Genomic DNA, 15,727 nt, shown 5'->3' on the forward strand with positions numbered 1-15,727 from the left:
GAAGACACGGATGGCAGGCAACGCGCACCGCAAGAAGGCCCTGGTGATCGGCGCGGGCATCGGCGGCCTCACCGCCGCCGTCGCCCTGCGCGAGGCGGGGCTCGACGTCGAGGTGCACGAGCGGGCGGGCGAACTGCGGGCCGCGGGCTCCGGCCTCTCGGTGATGAGCAACGCCATCGGAGCACTGGACTCGCTCGGCGTCGGCATCGACCTGGAGAAGCGCGGCGAAGCCCTGCGCTCCTACCACGTCAGGACGGCCTCGGGCCGGCTGATCAGGGAGTTCCCCTTCCCGGAGATCATCGGCAGGCTGGGCGTGCCCAGCGTGCTCATCACCCGGGCGGACCTCCAGCAGTCGCTGCTGGAGGCGGCGGAAGGCATCCCCCTGCACTTCGGCGCCGCGGCCACGGGCTTCGAGACCGACGGAGTACCGGGCGGCGGGGTGCGGGTCGCGTTCGACGACGGCACCACCGCCGAGGGCGACGTGCTGATCGGGGCCGACGGCTTCAACTCGGTGATCCGCGCGCAGCTGGTGGGTCCGGAGGACTCCCAGGACAGCGGCTACATCTGCTGGCTCGCCGTCGTGCCCTTCTCGCACCCGCGTTTCACGCCGGGCTCGGTGACCCACTTCTGGGGCAGCGGGAAGCGCTTCGGCCTCGTGGACATGGGCGCCGGGCGGCTGTACTGGTGGGGCACCAAGAACATGCCCGCCGAACTCTCGCGGGACTGGAAGGGCGGCAAGGCGGAGATCCTGCACTCCTACGAGGGCTGGGCCGACGAGGTGCGCCAGGCGATCCTGGCCACCCCCGAGGAGTCGATCATCGCCGTGCCCTCCCGGGACCGGGCGTTCCTGGAACGCTGGGGACGGGGCCCGGTGACCCTGCTGGGGGACGCCGCGCACCCGATGCTCACCAGCCTCGGCCAGGGCTCGGGCATGGCCATCGAGGACGCCGTGGTGCTCGGGCGGGCCCTGAAGGGCGCGAGCGACCTGCCGCGGGCGCTGCGCCGGTACGAGGACGAACGCCGCGAACGGACCCGGGGGATGGTCGCCGCCTCGCGCGGCATCAGCTCCTTCGAGCAGTCCGAGGACCCGTTCCGCCGGCCCGTGCGCGACGCCTACTTCCGGTTCATGCCGCAGAGCAGGCTCACCCGCACGCTCGAAGACGCGCTCACCTTCCCGGCGGTGGCCGGATGAGCGCCTCCGCCCCCCGTGGCTCCCATGACTCCCGTGGCTCCCGTTGGAGGGATTCCGTGTCAGCTGTCGCGCAGGGCGCTTCCCTGTCCCCGAGGGGCCGGTCCGTGCTCGTCACCGGAGCCTCCTCCGGTCTCGGCCGGGTCTGCGCGCTCCGACTGGAGGAGGCCGGCTTCCGGGTCTTCGCGGGCGTCCGCAAGGAAGCCGACGCCCTGGCGCTCGCCGAGGCCGGCGCGCACGGCCGGATCGTCCCGGTGCTCGTCGACGTGACGGACGAGAAGTCGGTGGCCGCGGCCGCCGAACGGGTCGCGGCCGAGGTGGGCGAGGACGGCCTGTGGGGGCTCGTGAACAACGCGGGCATCTGCGTCTCGGCCCCGCTGGAGTGCGTGTCGGCGGAGCGGCTGCGCGAGCAGCTGGACACCAACGTGGTCGGGCAGCTCGCCGTCACCCAGGCGTTCCTGCCGCTGCTGCGGCGCACGCGGGGCCGGGTGGTCAACGTGACCTCGGGCCTGGGCAGCGTGGCGATCCCGTTCCTCGGGGCGTACGCGGCGGCGCAGTTCGCCAAGGAGGCCCTGACCGACGTGCTGCGGCGCGAGCTGGCGCCGCAGGGGGTGGACGTCGCGCTGGTCCAGCCCGGCGCCATCATGACGCCGATCTGGGGCAAGGTCTCCGACGTGGCGCGGGCCGCGATGGACGGTGTCCCCGAGCAGGTGGCCGAGCTCTACCGGATCCCCTTCAACCGGTTCCTGCACCAGAACGAGAGGCAGGCGCGGGAGAGCCCCACCCGTCCGGAGGACTTCGCGGAGACCGTCCGCCAGGCCCTGACGGCCCGGCGGCCCAGGACCCGGTACCGCGTGGGTCCGGACGCCCGGAAGGTGAGCGTGCTCGCACGGGTGCTGCCCGACACGGCACTCGACCGGTACCTGCGGCCGATCACCGAGTAGCCGGGGCAGCCGGGCATCCGGCCCGAGTAATGGGTGCGGCCGCCGAGGAGGCCGTACAGAACAAGCCAGTTGGCACGCCCGCCGAGCGGCGGCGACCGGTCGTATCGCGCCAGTCGATGGCTGGCGGCGGCACGTTGCGCGGGACATGGCCATCGTCGCAGTTTGCGCCCCTCCTCTCGGCGGGCGTGCCCAACGCCGCGTAACCGGCTGGGACTTCGGCGCCCTCACCTCGGGGCCGGAAGGCCGGTCGGCCGCCGGTGAAGGGCGCGGCCGCGTGAACGTCCCGTCAAATCCCCGGATGACCTGACTCCGCCGTGGGCGCGGACCCGCCGAATTAGCGTGATCGCGGAGGACTTCCGGATCCGGCGGCGGCCCGGCCCCGGCGGCCCGGACCCGGCCGAACCCCTACCGTTCGACGAAGGATGAGGACCATGGCGCACACCGCCCGGCAGCCCGATCCCGAAACCCGCGCCGGCGGCGGCGCGTTGGCCCGGTTCACCGCCCGGCACGCCGCCACCCTGGAGCGGGCCCGCGAGGTCATCCGCACCCGGGAGCACTGGTCGCCGTACTCCGAGGACCCGGAGGACCCCGAGGCCTACGGCCGGGGTGCGACAGCCGACGGCGAGGCCGCCTTCGCCAGGCTCCTCGGCCGGCCGGTGGACCTCGGGCAGCCCGGCCGGGACGGCACCGTGGGCCCCGGCCCCGAAGCGGGCGGCGAGCGCTCCCCGTACGGGCCCCCGCTCGGGGTGTCCTACCCGCACTGCGATCCCGACGTCCTGCTGCCCGCCATGCGGGCCGCCCTGCCCGCATGGCGCGACGCGGGCCCCGAGGCCCGTGCGGCCGTCTGCGCCGAGATCCTCCACCGGATCAACGCCCGCAGCACCGAGTTCGCCCACGCGGCCGTGCACACCAGCGGCCACAACTTCCTGATGGCCTTCCACGCCGGGGCCGTCCACGCCCAGGACCGGGGTCTCGAAGCGGTGGCCTGCGCCCTCGACGAGCAGACCCGGCTGCCCGCCGCCTCGGTCTGGAGCAAGCCCCAGGGCGACGGCCGGGCCGTCACCCTGTCCAAGACCTTCAAGACGGTGCCCCGGGGCATCTCCCTGGTCATCGCCAACAGCGTCTTCCCCGCCTGGAACAGCTACCCGGCCCTCTTCGCCTCCCTGGCCACCGGAAACCCCGTCCTGGTCAAACCGCACCCGGCGGCCGTCCTGCCGTTGGCGCTCACCGTCCGGACCGCCCGCGAGGTGCTGACCGAGGCCGGATTCCCCGCCGACCTGGTGTGCCTCGCGGCCGAACACCCCGGCGAGGGCCTGGCACGGAGGCTGGCCACCCGCCCCGAGGTCCGGCTCGTCGACTACGCGGGCAGCACCGCCTTCGGCTCCTGGCTCGTGGACCACGCCCGCCAGGCACGCGTGTTCACCGCCGGGTCCGCCGTCAACACCCTGCTCGTCGAATCGACCGGCGACTACCGCGACATGCTCGCCAACCTCGCCTTCTCGGTCTCCCTCTACAGCGGGCAGCTGTGCACCAGCCCGCAGAACCTGCTGATCCCGCGGGCCGGGATCAGCACCGACGAGGGGCACCGGACGTACGAGGAGGTCGTCGCCGACCTCGGCGCCGCCCTCACCGAGCTGCTCGCCGACGACGACGAGGCCACCGCCATCCTGGGCGCCCTCCTCGGCCCCCCGGTCCTGGAGCGGCTCGAACGGGTGATGGCCGGCGAGGCCGGGAACGTGGCCGTCGCCTCCCGCACCGTCCGCGATCCCGCGCACCCCCAGGCCGTCATCCGCACCCCGGCCGTCGTGACCCTCGACGCCGACCGCGCCGAGGACCGGGCCACGCTGCTCGCCGAATGGCTCGGCCCCGTGGTGTTCGCCGTGGCGGTCGACTCCGTCGCCGACGCGGTCGCGCTGGTCTCCCGTACCACCCGCGAGTGCGGCGCGCTGTCCGTCGGCCTCTACTCCACGTCACCGGAGGTGGAAGAAGCGATGGAACGGGCCTGCGCCGAGGCCGGGGTGATGCTCTCCGCGAACCTGATGGGCGACTGGTACATCTCCCAGTCGGCCGTCTATTCCGATCTGCACGGCACGGGAATGAACCCGTCGGGGAACGCGGTGTACTGCGACGCCGCGTTCGTCTCCGCCCGCTTCCACACCGTCGGCGTACGCCGCTACGGCGGGTCCATATGAACAGCACGGTCACCCACATGCCGCTGCGCGGGCGGGAGCGGGAACTGCGGCTCATCCGCGAGGTGCTGGAATACGGCCGCCGCTCCGGCCCGGCCGTCCTGTCCGTCGAGGGAATGCCGGGCATCGGCAAGACCCGGTTGCTCCGGGAAGCCGCCCTCCTCGCCGACGGACTCGGCTACACCGGACACCACCCCGATCCGTGGGCGGACGCCCGTCCCCGCCGGCGCCGCCCCGCCCCGGCCCGGCACACCCCCGGCCGGCCCGGCCGGTGCCATGCCCTGGCGGGCCCCGTCCTCGTCCTCGTCGACGACAACCGGCGGGCCGTGGACGGGCCGCCGCGGATGCCCTTCGCCCGCCGCGAATGGACCGGCGCCGACCCCGTCGTCTGGCTGGTGGCGCACCGGCCCGGCGAGGGGCCGGAGCTGCCGGCCGCCCTCACGGGCCGCAGCGAGCGGCTGTCGCTGGGCCCGCTGGGACCGTCCCCCTCGCTCGACCTGGCCCACGACCTGCTGGGCGCGCCGCCCGCACCGGCCCTGGTCCGGCTCATCGACCAGGCCGGCGGACACCCCCGGCTGCTGATCGAACTGCTCACCGGCCTCCAGGAGGAAGGGGGCGTGGAGACCGTCGACGGCGAGGTCCGGCTGCTGACCTCGCAGCTCCCCGCCCGCCTGGCCACCCGGGTGCGGGCCACCCTGGAGCGCTTCTCCCCGGCCTGCCGCCAACTGCTGTGCGTGGCCTCGCTCCTGGGGTGCGAGGTGGTCTACGAGGACCTGGCGCAGATGGTGCGGACCTCGGTGTCCGCCCTGCTCCCCGCCCTGGAGGAGGTGGAGGCCACCGGCGTCGTGCGCAACGAGGGCGGCCGGGCCGTCTTCTCCAACCCGCTGCTGCGCCGGCTCATCGCGGACTCGGTACCCGACTCGCTGCGCCACTCCCTCCAGCGGGAAGCGGCGGCGCTCCGGGCGACGGCGGGGTTCGGCGAGGTGCCGCCCACCGGACCGGAACTGAGCGAACAGCAGCGGGTGCTGGTGGGCCTCGTGCGCGAGGGCCTCACCAACCAGCAGATCGCCCGGCGCCTCGCGCTGTCCCCCCACACCGTCAACTACCACCTCCGCAGGCTGTTCAAGACCTACGGGGTGAGCTCGCGCATCGACCTGCTGACCGCGGCGGAGCGCCTGGACGCCGCCGGCCGGGCCACCCGCGCCCGCCAGAACTGACCCACCCGCCCCACCCACCGCACCGACCGTGGAGACCCGCACCCGTGACCGATCCCGATCTCGTCCTGAACGGAACCTGGCCCCGCATCGACACCCCGCTCCCGGCCCGGCGCACCGGCTGGCTGCGGGACGCCCTGCACGCCGAACCCGACGACGGACGTTCACCGCAGCTGCTGGACGAGGTGCGCTGCGACGTCCTCGTCGTGGGCGGCGGCTTCACCGGCCTGTGGACCGCTCTCGAGATCCTGCGCAGGGCGCCCGGCACGGACATCGTGCTGATCGAGGCCGACGTGTGCGGCGGCGGCGCCAGCGGCGCCAACGCGGGCTACCTGATGCCGATGTGGGCCCGCTTCAGCAGCCTCGTCGCGATCGGCGGGCCCGAGGAGGCGCGCCGGCTGGGCGAGGCCTCCGCCCAGGCCGTCGACGACATCCTCGCCTTCACCGAGGCCCACGGCATCGACGTCGAGTACACGCGCGGCCCGTGGCTGTGGGCCGCCTCCTCGCCGGCCCAGCGCGGGGCGTGGCGGCAGACCCTGGAGGACCTGCGCCGGGCCGGCACCGAACCGCTGCAGGAGGTGTCCGCCGCCGAGTCCCGGCGGGCGGTCGGCACCCGCAACCACTTCGGCGGCGTCCTCGACCCGGGCTGCGCCACCCTCCAGCCCGCCAAGCTGACCCGCGGCATGCGCCGGGTGGCGATCGAAGCGGGCGTCCGCATCCACGAGCGCACCCCGTTGACCGCCCTGCGGGGCGCCCGGGGCGGCGCCACCACCGCCCACACCCCCTACGGGCGGGTGCACGCCGAACGAGTCGTCCTGGCCATCAACGCCTGGGCCGGGCAGCTGGAGGACCTCGGCCGCCGGATGGTGACGGTGGCCAGCGACACCGTACTGACCGCACCCGTTCCGGAGCGGCTCGCGGCACTCGGCTGGGACGGCCGGACCTCGGTCTGCGACTCCCGCCGCAGGCTGAACTACTACCGCACCACCCCGGACGGAAGGCTGCTCTTCGGCAAGGGCGGCTCCGGCGTGGCCTTCGGCCGGAGCGGGGCCGACACCCTGTGGGGCGACGCGCTGCGGCCCGCCGAGCTCCGGCGGCAGCTCGCCCGGATCTTCCCGGAACTCGCCGACGCGCCCGTCGACTCGGCGTGGACCGCCCCGGTCGAGTACTCGACCACCTCGCTGCCCTTCGCCGGCTGGCTGAAGTCCGTACCCGGGGTCTGCTACGCCACGGGCTACTCGGGCGACGGGGTGGGCCCCTCCCGGCTGATGGCCAAGGTGCTCGCCTCGCTGGTCCTGGGCACGAAGGACGAATGGTCGGGCTCGGCCTTCGCCCGCCCGGCGGGCGGCTGGATCCCCCCGGAACCGGTCCGCTACCCGGGCGCCCGGCTGGTCATCCCCGCGCTGCGCGCGGTGGAACACCGCGAGGACCACGGCCGCGGCGTACCGGCACTGGTCAAGCGCCTGGCCTCCGTCGACCCGTCCGCCTTCCGCCGCTGACCCCGCCGGGACGGGACCGGGCTTACCGGTATCCCGTCGTGTCCGCCGGGCGGTCCGGGTCCTGGACCTCCACCATGTAGCGCCACGCGTCCGGGCGGCTGCCGTCGAGGTCCGTGAAGCCGTACACCCCCGCGAGCTGGCCGCTGGACAGGGAACCGCCGTTCCAGCGGGCCACCTCCGGGTCCGCGGCGAGCGCGGCGACCGCGCGGCCCACGTACGACGGGGTCTCCGAGATCGCGAAGTGCGGGACCTTCGCCACGGCGTCCCGCCAGTTCGCCTCCGTCACGCCGAAGGCGTCGAGCATCATCTCCGAACGCAGCCAGCCCGGGGTCAGCGCCACCGCCGTGGCCCCGCGCGGGCCGAGCTCGTGCCCCAGGGCGAACGCCATGCGCAGCACCGAGGACTTGGCGATGTCGTAGAAGAACGAGTTGCGGTAGCGGCTCCCGTTGTACTCGGCGGTGCCGTCCGTCATCTCCACCACCAGCCCGCCCGGCTCCCGCAGCAGCAGCGGCAGCGCGAAGTGGCTGGTGATCGCATGGGTGTCCACCGCGAGGCGCAGCAACCGCAGCCCGTTGTCCAGGTCGTGCTCCCAGACCGGGCTCTCCCATTCGAAGAGCCGCTCCCCGCCCCAGACGTCGTTCACGAGGAGGTGCAGGCGACCCTGCTCGGCCTCGATCCGCCCGACCAGCGCCTCCACTTGCGACGGCACCAGATGGTCGGCGACCACCGGGATCCCCAGCCCGCCCGCCGCCGTCACCAGCTCGGCGGTCTCCTCGATGGTCTCCGGCCGGTCGTACTCCGAACGCCGGCCCCGGGTACTGCGCCCCGATACGTACACCGTCGCGCCCCGCGCGCCCAGCTGGACCGCGATACCGCGGCCCGCGCCGCGCGTCGCACCGGCGACGAGGGCGACCCGGCCTTCGAGTGTGCGCTCCACAGGTTCCGTCCCAGACATGCCCCGACCCTACGACGGCACGTGCGGCCCCCGCCTGCCGAACACGGCGATCACGGCCAGCGAGAGCAGCAGCCCGCCCGCCCCCGCGGCCAGCGCCGGGCCCGGCCCCCACAGGGTCCACGCCGCCCCGAAGAGCACCGACCCCGCGAACCGGGCCAGGGCCTGCGCGGTCTGGAGCACCGCGAGCCCGGTGGTGCGCAGGTCGGCCGGGAGCACCGCCCCCGCCGCGGCCATCAGCACCCCGTCCGTGGCGGCGTAGAACAGGCCGAGGAACGCGAGGACGCCGACGACGAGCAGGGCCCCGGCCGGCCCCGGGGCCAGGAGCAGCAGGCACGCGCCGGCCAGCAGCACGTGCCCGCCGAGGAAGACCCGGTGCCGGCCCAGCCGGTCGGCGAACCGGCCCAGGGGCACCGCGGCCAGCAGGAACACGGCTGCCGTGCCCACGGGCAGCAGCGGGAAGTACGCCGCCGGCAGGTCGAGCCGGCGCTGGAGCAGCAGATAGAGGAACGCGTCGCCGACGGTGAACAGGCCGAGCGCGGCGGAGGTCAGGCACAGGCGCCGCAGCTCGGGGATCCGGACGAGGGTGCGCACGGGCGCCCGGGCCGGCCCGGGCACGGCGGGCGCGGGGGCCTCCCGTACGAACAGCGCGAGCAGCGCCACCCCGAGCAGGGCGACGCAGCAGCTCACCGTGAACACGGTGTCGTAGCCGTCCACCACCACCCACAGCACTCCGAACGCGGCCAGCGGCCCCAGCAGCGCGCCCGCCGTGTCCAGCGCGCGGTGCACCCCGAAGGCCCGGCCCTGCTCCTGCGGCGGGCAGGACAGGGAGATCAGCGCGTCGCGCGGGGCGGTGCGCAGCCCCTTCCCCGCACGGTCGGCGGCCAGCACCGCCGCCACCGACCAGGGGGTGGTGGCGGCGAGCAGGCCCGCCTTGCAGACGGCCGAGAGCGCGTAGCCGGTGCCCGCGACGAGCTTGCGGCGCCGGGTACGGTCCGCGACCCGCCCGCCCGCGATGCGCAGCAGCGCGGTGGCGCCCTGGTTGAGTCCGTCCAGGGCGCCGAACGCGAGCGGGGACATGCCGAGTCCGGCCACCAGGTACAGCGGCAGGACCGCGGTCACCATCTCCGCGGAGACGTCCGTGACCAGGCTGACCAGGCCGAGCACGATCACCGTGCCGGGGACGGCCCGCAGGGGCCCTCGGGCAGGAGCGGTGCGCCCGGCGATGTCCGCGGCCCGGCTGGTCGACAGGTACACGGAAGCCTCCCTCAGAACCAGTTGACGGTGAGCGGGAACGCGGCGGTCACGGTCGCGCCTGTGGCGTCGGTGGCGGTCGCGGTGACCTGGACCGTGCCGACGGACCACGGCTTGCCGCTGATCCGGCCGGAGCCGGCATCGACGGTGAGGCCGAAGGGCAGGCCCGTGGCCGCGTAGCGGATCGGGGACGTACCGCCGGTGGCGGTGAGCTGGATGGTGCAGGACTGGTTGAACTTGCAGGTCTTGGGGCCGGGGTTGGCCAGCTTCAGATCACCCGTGGTCGGGGTGGGCGTGGGGGTGGGTGTGGGTGTCGGGGTGGGCGTCGGGGTCGGAGTGGGAGTCGGGGTGGACGTCGGCGTCGGGGTCGGAGTCGGAGTGGTGCCGGAGGTGAACACCTCGCTGATCGGCTGCACGTTGGCCGCGTTGCCCGCGTGCGTCGCCGTGCCGAAGAGGTCCTCGAAGGTCCGCAGGAGGTGGTGGTGGTTGAAGGCGGTGGAGTACGTGCCCGTCTTGACGTTCGCGCCGTAGAACACGGTGGCGATCTGGTTCGAACCCAGGTAGTTGTCCTCGTCCCAGGTCAGCACCAGGAGGCTGTTGTTGGCCTTGGCCCACTGCGCGTAGGCGTCGATGTTGTTCTTCGTCCAGGTGTCACCCGTGTTGACCGAGCACGAGTGCATGTCGTTGCACTGGTTGGGGACGATGATCGAAAGGCTCGGCAGCGCCGCGAAGTTGTTCTGCGGGAACTGGGCCCAGGTCTTGCCGGTGTTCAGCGGCACGTTCTTGAACGCGAACCACGGATTGTGCTTCTGGGCGTACTGGCCGTTCGTGCACGCCGTGGAACCCTCGCTCGGCAGGTCCTCGTTGTACGACGCGAAGGTCTTGCCGGCCGCGATCAGCTCCTGGCCGAGGTTGGCCGCCGTCATGGACTGCGGGGTGTAGCAGCCGTCGCCGGTGATGCCCTGCGTGGAGCCGGAGAAGAGGTTGAAGTAGTTCGGCTGGCTGGGGTGGGTCAGCGCCTTCATGCCGGTCAGGCTCGCGCCGCCGGCCGCCAGCTGGTTGATGTACGGGGCGTTCGAGCTGCCCATGATCTCGCCGTACTGCTTGTTCTCGTACACGACGACCACCACGTGGTCGTACGAGGGCAGGGCCGCGGCCGCGGCCAGAGCCGTGGGGGCGGCGGAACCGGTCTCCGCGGCCTCGGAGTTGGCCACGGTGACGGCGCCCAGCAGGCCGATCGCGGCGAGGGCGGCCACGAGCGCGGAGCGTCGGGCCCCGCGTCTCACGGTCGTTCCGGGTGAATGAGCGGACATGGGTGGTGCCTCCTCGGGTGTGGTGTTACTCCTCGCGCCGGGCCGCTCCGGCCACGGCGATGTTCAGGAACCGCGGTACGGGCCGCCCGCGGTCGCGGAAGTCCTCCGCGACCGCAGCCCGTACCGCCGCCAATCGGGCCTCGGGCAGCAGCACCAGTACGCTCCGCCCCGGCCGCTGCCCGGGCTGCCAGGCGCTCAGTGCCCCGGCCGCCCGCGTGCACGCCACGGCCCGGGCCAGCTCGGCCGGCCGGTCCGCCGGGTCGCCGCGCACGGCCAGCAGCACCAGCCGCGCGCCCGAGCCGGCCGGGTCGAAGTCGACGTACCGCCGCCTGCGCCGCGGTTCCGGGCCCAGCAGCAGGGCCCGCCCGGGCCGGGCGTGGAACACCGCCCGGCGCAGCGTGTCGTCCCCGTCGGGCAGGGCGTCGGCCAGCAGCCGGGCCAGGTGGGCGCGGTCCGGCTCCTCGTCCGGGCGGCCGTGTACGTCGGCGACCGCCAGGGCGATCGCGCAGTCCGCGGGCTCCTCCGTGGCCAGCCCGGCGGCGGCCGTGAGCGAACCCTGCACGTGCAGGTCCGTCCCGCCGCGGCCGTGGCCGGCCCGGGCCAGCGCCCGCAGCACCGCGTACGGCCGCACGGCCCAGTCGGGGGCGTCGGGCCGGGGCCCGGTCAGGGTCAGCGGCAGATCGCAGCTGTCGGCGGGGTGGGCGAGGGAGCTGAGCCGCACCAGCCCGTCGGCACGCGGCGCCGCGGCGGCTGCCGTGGGCCAGCCGGCCGCCGCGACCAGCCCGGGGGAGCCGAGGTGGAAGGCGTACGGGGCACTCCACACGGCGGCCGGGCGCCGCCCGTGCGCGGCCTCCAGGGCGTAGGCGACGAGCCGGAACAGCGGATCGGCGGTGGCCCGCCGAGCCAGATCGCCTCCGGCGGGGTCGGCGGGGTCGGCGGGGTCGGTGCCGGTGCCGGCGGACCGCGGATCCATACGGGCACCGGCCGCGTGCGGGCCGGGGGTGGCCGACTGCGCGCGGGCGGCGGCGGGGTGCGTGCCGGTGGCGGGCGTGGCGCTGCCCGGGTGGGCCAGGCTCGTGCCGACGGCAGCCGGGGCCGTGCGGGCGGTGACCGTGTCCGCTCCGGCGGCTGCCGGGTTCGCGCGGGCGGGGGCGCGGCCGGCCGGGGCTGTGCCGGCGGGGGCCGGGGCAGTGGCCGGGGCGGCTTGGGCCGGGGGCGTGTGGGTGGGGGACGGGAGTCCCGGGGTGGGGTGGGTGGGGGACGGGAGTCCCGGGGTGGGGTGGGTCATGGGGTGTCCTTGCGGGCCAGGAGGCGGTAGGCGTTGCCGCCGTCCGTGTGGTGGGCGGCCGCCGTGCGCACGGCGTCGAGGGCCGCCGCCGCGGCGAAGAAGGGGAGCGAGGCCAGCCGGACGGCACCGGCCCGGGCCCGGCCTGCCGGGGTGGGCGGGGGCCCCCACGGCCGGTCCGGGTCCGGGGCGAGCCGGGCCGCGGTGAGGGCGACCGCCCCGAAGAAGTCGTTGCCCTGGTGGGCCGGTCCGTGCTGCTCGGCCAGGACGGTCAGCCCCCGGTCGGCCAGAGCCTCCCGCAGGTTCGCGGCCGGGATCAGGTGCTGGTGCTGCGGCTGGAACCACGGCAGCCACGCCGGGCCGAGCAGCCCGGCCATCCGCGACTGCGGATCGGGCACCTCGATGGTCAGGTACCCGCCGGGCGCGAGCACCGCGGCCGCCGTGTCCAGCTCGGCCAGCGGATCCCGCGTGTGCTCCAGGTAGTGGTACATGCTGACCACCTCGTACTGCCCCGCCAGCTTCGACGCGAACTCCGGGAACTGGCCCTGGAATCCGGTCTCCACCCACCCCCGCAGCTCCGCCCCGCGCACCCCGTCGCCCATGTCCAGCCCGTCGAACCGGGTACGCGGCCACACCGCCCGCGCCGCGTTGCAGAAGTGGCCGTGCCCGGTCCCGACGTCCAGCCAGGACGCGGGGACGGCGTACGGGCGGAGCATCTCGGCGCGGCTCCGGTAGGCCGCCCCGAGCCGCCCGAAGACCGTGCCGGCCCCCGCGCCGCCGCGCCCGTCGTAGAAGTCGCGGTAGTAGAACTCCAGCCCCTCCGGGGTCAGCCGGGGGTTCTGGAACACGTGCCCGCAGTCCTCGCAGCGCTCCAGCGTGAACCGGCCGGGCTTGCCCTGGAGCAGGTCCGGCACGCGGACCCGCACGGCCAGCCGGTGCGAGCCGCACCACGGGCAGTCCGGGCGGCGCGGTTCGAGGAACCGGTCGGTGCCGGCGGCCAGGTCCGCCCGGTAGGCCGCGGCCCTCGCGGGGTCCGGGCCCTCCCGGTGGCGGGCCGCCGCCGAGGCCGTGCGCACGGCGGCACCGAGGGACCGTAACGGCCGGGCGGCGGTGGCCCGGGCCAGATCGGCCGGCCGCACCGGGGAGCCCGGCCCGCCGAGCGCGAGGTACGGCTGCAGGCAGTACAGCCCGGCCGCGGCCGCGCCCCACCGGCCGTGGCGTACGACGGCACCCGCGAGCAGCGCCAGCCCGCCCAGCTGCGCGGCGGCCAGCGCACCCGGCGGCAGCCCCTGGGCCCGCAGCTCGGCGGCCCGGGCCGCCCCCCGCGCCTCCCCGGGCCGCCCGCAGCTCAGGGCCGGGGCGATGGCGAGCCCCGTCGCGTCGGCCGCGAACTCCTTCAAGCGGCGGGTGAGCGCAAGGAGTTCCGCAGGACCGTGGTACGGCCCGCCCGCGTCCACCCCGGCCCGCGCCAGCACCTCCTCCGCGACGAGCACGGCGAACCCGGCCCCCCGCCCTTCGCCCAGCCGGTCCTCCCGGTAGCGCGCCGGGTCCACCAGCCGCAGCAGCCCGAGCACCCGCTCGGCGGCCAGATCCGCGGGGAGCAGGTCCAGCACCCGCAGCCCCTCCCGCTCGGCGTGCGCACAGGCCGCGAGGAAGGTGGCCGGGTCGGGCTCCACCCCCCGGGCGGTGAGCAGCCGCCACCCGGCGGCCCGCGGCACGGCGGTCGCCGCGGGCGGCACCGCCGGCAGTACGTGGATCGCCCGCAACCGCCGCCGGGTGCGCACGGTGCCCGCACCGAGCGCGGCCAGCAGCACCGCCGGGACCCAGCGGATCCGGGGGAGCGGGGGTGGTGTCATAGGAGCTTCTCCAACCGGTCGGCCGCGGCGGCGGCTCCGCCCGCCGCGGCGAATGAGGCCTGGATCCGCCGGGCGGCCCGGCGGGGGCCGGGGTCGTCCAGCACGGCCGTGAGCGCGTCGCGCAGTTCCTCGGCCCGGGTCCTGCCGAACCGCACCCGGACCCCCGCCCCCGCCTCGACGACCTGCCGGGCCACGATCGGCTGGTCGTCCCGGATCGGGGCGACCACCAGCGGCAGCCCGTGCGCGAGGGACTCGCAGACGGTGTTGTGGCCGCCGTGGCAGACCACCGCGTCCAGGTGCGGGAGCAGTTCCAGCTGTGGGACCCGCTCCTGGAGCAGCAGGTGCCCGGGCGGATCCCCGATCAGTGAGGCGGGCGCCGCCAGGATCAGCTGCGCCTCCCCGGCCAGCCGTTCGGCGGCGCCCAGCACCGCGCGGTAGAAGCGGCCGCCCGCCTCCTGGTTGAGGGTGCCCAGCGACACCAGGACCCGCTTGCGCGCCGGGTCCAGCCGCTGCCAGGGGAAGCAGGGAGGCGCGGGCCGGGCCCCGAACGCCGGCCCGACGAAGGCGAAGTGCGACGGGAAGTCCTCGCTCGGCCCCACGAGTTCGGGGGTGGAGAAGACCAGCACCAGCCGGTCCGAGAACCGGGGGTCCCAGTGCTCGGTCCCGCCCGTGGCCCGGCCCCCTGCTCCGAACTCGGCGACCAGTCCCGCGATCTGCCCGGCCACCCACTCGCCGACCTTCGGGAAGTCCGCGAAGGGGCGGGTCAGTTCGGCGGAGGTGCTCGCGGAGGTGGCCCACGGGATGCCGGCCCGCCGGGCGACGATCGGTCCGGCCAGGGCCTGCTGGTCGGCGACCAGCAGGTCCGGCTCGAAGGAGTGCACCGCCCGGGTCACCCCCGGGACCATGGCCCGGGCCAGCGGGACGAGGGCCTCCTCCCAGAGGAAGCGCAGCGCGCCGACCCCGCGCAGATCGCGCCACCGTTCGTGCAGCTCGGCGTAGGTGCCGCCGATCTCCCGGCCGGCCTCCTCCTCACCGGCCGGCAGGATCCGGGCCCGGGCCGGCAGCAGCCCGGCCAGCGCGGAGACCGGACCGGTCCAGGCGATCTCGTGCCCCCGTGCCGCCAGTTCGGCGCCGACGGCCACGGTCGGATTGACGTGCCCGGCCAGCGGGGGGACCGCGAAGAGCACCTTCATGGGACCAGAGCTCCCGTCCGGGTACGGTCCTCGGCCAGGCCGGCCGTGGCGTCGATATGTGCGAGTACGGTCTTGCGCAGCGCGCCGCTGCTCTCCTTCAGCACGTCGTGGCCCAGGCCCGGCAGGATCTCGAGCGCCGCGACCTCCGGCGCGGCGCGGACCAGTTCCCGTGCGCCCGGCACGAGTTCGGAGTGCTCGCCGCAGACGAGCAGCACCGGGCAGCGCAGTCGGGCGTAGTCGGCCGGGGTGAAGGTGCGGCTCCCCGCGATGTCGTCGATCAGCGTGGTGCGGTTGAGGAGGGCGTCGGCGATGGCCGTCAGGTTCGCGGCCTTGCGCAGCCGCAGGCCGGCCAGCTCGGTCGGGACCGGGCTGTCCTCCAGGCTGAGCGCGGCGGCGGACAGGGTGTCCACCATGTTCTCCACCCAGCCGCCGCTGAGCGGCGGTTCGAGGAGGGTGAGCCCGGCGACGAGGTCGGGCCGGGCCAGGGCGGCGTGCAGGGCGAGGGTGCCGCCGTAGCTGTTGCCGACCAGGTGGACCGGGTGGCCGCCGAGGTCCAGGGCGGCGAGCAGCGCGAACAGGTCCCGTACGGCCGTGCGGCTGTCGTAGCCGGTGGCCGGCCGCTCGGTGCGGCCGTGGCCGCGCAGGTCGTACAGGACGGTCTCGTACCCGGCCCGCGCCACGGGCACGGCCAGCGGGCAGTAGAAGGAGGACAGGTTGTCGACGACCAGCCCGTGCAGGAACACGACGACGGGCCGGCCGGGTCCGGCGGCCCCGGCGTCGGCCGGGAGCCGCTGGACGTGGAAGCGCAGGGAGCCCGCGTGGACGACGGCCATGGCGGG

12 protein-coding genes are annotated in these 15,727 nt (G+C 75.4%); 5 read left to right on the forward strand and 7 right to left on the reverse strand.

Annotation, left to right across the window (positions count from 1 at the left end; genetic code table 11):
* Positions 1 to 10 precede the first annotated feature (10 nt).
* The 5 genes from AB0O21_RS12080 (at position 11) to AB0O21_RS12100 (ending at position 7,035) form a co-directional block, all read left to right on the forward strand.
* Positions 11 to 1,192 carry an NAD(P)/FAD-dependent oxidoreductase gene (locus tag AB0O21_RS12080; protein WP_365169651.1) on the forward strand — a complete coding sequence of 394 codons (1,182 nt, stop codon included), beginning with the start codon at positions 11 to 13 and terminating at the stop codon, positions 1,190 to 1,192.
* 56 nt (positions 1,193 to 1,248) lie between these two features.
* Positions 1,249 to 2,133 carry an SDR family NAD(P)-dependent oxidoreductase gene (locus AB0O21_RS12085; protein ID WP_365169653.1) on the forward strand — a complete coding sequence of 295 codons (885 nt, stop codon included), beginning with the start codon at positions 1,249 to 1,251 and terminating at the stop codon, positions 2,131 to 2,133.
* Between the two features lie 431 nt (positions 2,134 to 2,564).
* Positions 2,565 to 4,325 (forward strand): phenylacetic acid degradation protein PaaN, encoded by a 1,761-nt coding sequence (gene paaN / locus AB0O21_RS12090; protein ID WP_365169656.1) that lies wholly within the window; start codon positions 2,565 to 2,567, stop codon positions 4,323 to 4,325.
* Positions 4,322 to 5,539, forward strand: coding sequence for a LuxR C-terminal-related transcriptional regulator (locus AB0O21_RS12095; protein ID WP_365169659.1), 1,218 nt, complete (start codon positions 4,322 to 4,324; stop codon positions 5,537 to 5,539). The genes paaN and AB0O21_RS12095 overlap by 4 nt, the downstream gene beginning before the upstream one ends.
* A gap of 44 nt (positions 5,540 to 5,583) precedes the next feature.
* A complete protein-coding gene (locus AB0O21_RS12100; RefSeq protein WP_365169662.1) occupies positions 5,584 to 7,035 on the forward strand; it encodes an FAD-binding oxidoreductase in 1,452 nt (483 codons plus the stop codon).
* A 22-nt stretch (positions 7,036 to 7,057) separates the two neighbouring features.
* Here AB0O21_RS12100 and AB0O21_RS12105 read toward each other — a convergent pair whose 3' ends face one another.
* The 7 genes from AB0O21_RS12105 to AB0O21_RS12135 are packed head-to-tail and all read right to left on the reverse strand — an operon-like array spanning position 7,058 to position 15,721.
* Entirely contained in the window at positions 7,058 to 7,990 is a 933-nt protein-coding gene (locus tag AB0O21_RS12105) for an SDR family oxidoreductase (RefSeq protein ID WP_365169665.1), read from the reverse strand.
* A gap of 9 nt (positions 7,991 to 7,999) precedes the next feature.
* Positions 8,000 to 9,244 carry an MFS transporter gene (locus AB0O21_RS12110; protein ID WP_365169668.1) on the reverse strand — a complete coding sequence of 415 codons (1,245 nt, stop codon included), beginning with the start codon at positions 9,242 to 9,244 and terminating at the stop codon, positions 8,000 to 8,002.
* An 11-nt stretch (positions 9,245 to 9,255) separates the two neighbouring features.
* Complete coding sequence (locus tag AB0O21_RS12115) at positions 9,256 to 10,554, reverse strand: alkaline phosphatase family protein (protein WP_365169671.1); 1,299 nt, start codon at positions 10,552 to 10,554, stop codon at positions 9,256 to 9,258.
* Positions 10,555 to 10,579: 25 nt separating this feature from the next.
* The gene (locus AB0O21_RS12120; protein ID WP_365169674.1) at positions 10,580 to 11,842 is read right to left on the reverse strand and encodes a hypothetical protein; all 1,263 of its coding nucleotides are present in this window, start codon (positions 11,840 to 11,842) and stop codon (positions 10,580 to 10,582) included.
* The gene (locus AB0O21_RS12125; protein WP_365169677.1) at positions 11,839 to 13,695 is read right to left on the reverse strand and encodes a class I SAM-dependent methyltransferase; all 1,857 of its coding nucleotides are present in this window, start codon (positions 13,693 to 13,695) and stop codon (positions 11,839 to 11,841) included. The genes AB0O21_RS12120 and AB0O21_RS12125 overlap by 4 nt, the downstream gene beginning before the upstream one ends.
* Complete coding sequence (locus tag AB0O21_RS12130; RefSeq protein WP_365169680.1) at positions 13,692 to 14,888, reverse strand: nucleotide disphospho-sugar-binding domain-containing protein; 1,197 nt, start codon at positions 14,886 to 14,888, stop codon at positions 13,692 to 13,694. Before AB0O21_RS12130 ends, AB0O21_RS12125 begins: the two co-directional genes overlap by 4 nt.
* Positions 14,885 to 15,721 (reverse strand): alpha/beta hydrolase, encoded by an 837-nt coding sequence (locus AB0O21_RS12135; protein WP_365169683.1) that lies wholly within the window; start codon positions 15,719 to 15,721, stop codon positions 14,885 to 14,887. Before AB0O21_RS12135 ends, AB0O21_RS12130 begins: the two co-directional genes overlap by 4 nt.
* Between the last annotated feature and the right edge of the window lie 6 nt (positions 15,722 to 15,727).

The sequence above is a fragment of the Streptomyces sp. NPDC091371 genome (genome assembly GCF_040684275.1).
Lineage (GTDB): Bacteria > Actinomycetota > Actinomycetes > Streptomycetales > Streptomycetaceae > Streptomyces.

Coding starts and splice junctions, on each gene's coding strand:
- AB0O21_RS12080 (WP_365169651.1), top strand. CDS start 11: ATGGCAGGCAACGCGCACCGCAAGAAGGCCCTGGTGATCGGCGCGGGC.
- paaN (WP_365169656.1), top strand. CDS start 2,565: ATGGCGCACACCGCCCGGCAGCCCGATCCCGAAACCCGCGCCGGCGGC.
- AB0O21_RS12095 (WP_365169659.1), top strand. CDS start 4,322: ATGAACAGCACGGTCACCCACATGCCGCTGCGCGGGCGGGAGCGGGAA.
- AB0O21_RS12105 (WP_365169665.1), bottom strand. CDS start 7,990: ATGTCTGGGACGGAACCTGTGGAGCGCACACTCGAAGGCCGGGTCGCC.
- AB0O21_RS12115 (WP_365169671.1), bottom strand. CDS start 10,554: ATGTCCGCTCATTCACCCGGAACGACCGTGAGACGCGGGGCCCGACGC.
- AB0O21_RS12120 (WP_365169674.1), bottom strand. CDS start 11,842: ATGACCCACCCCACCCCGGGACTCCCGTCCCCCACCCACCCCACCCCG.
- AB0O21_RS12125 (WP_365169677.1), bottom strand. CDS start 13,695: ATGACACCACCCCCGCTCCCCCGGATCCGCTGGGTCCCGGCGGTGCTG.
- AB0O21_RS12130 (WP_365169680.1), bottom strand. CDS start 14,888: ATGAAGGTGCTCTTCGCGGTCCCCCCGCTGGCCGGGCACGTCAATCCG.
- AB0O21_RS12135 (WP_365169683.1), bottom strand. CDS start 15,721: ATGGCCGTCGTCCACGCGGGCTCCCTGCGCTTCCACGTCCAGCGGCTC.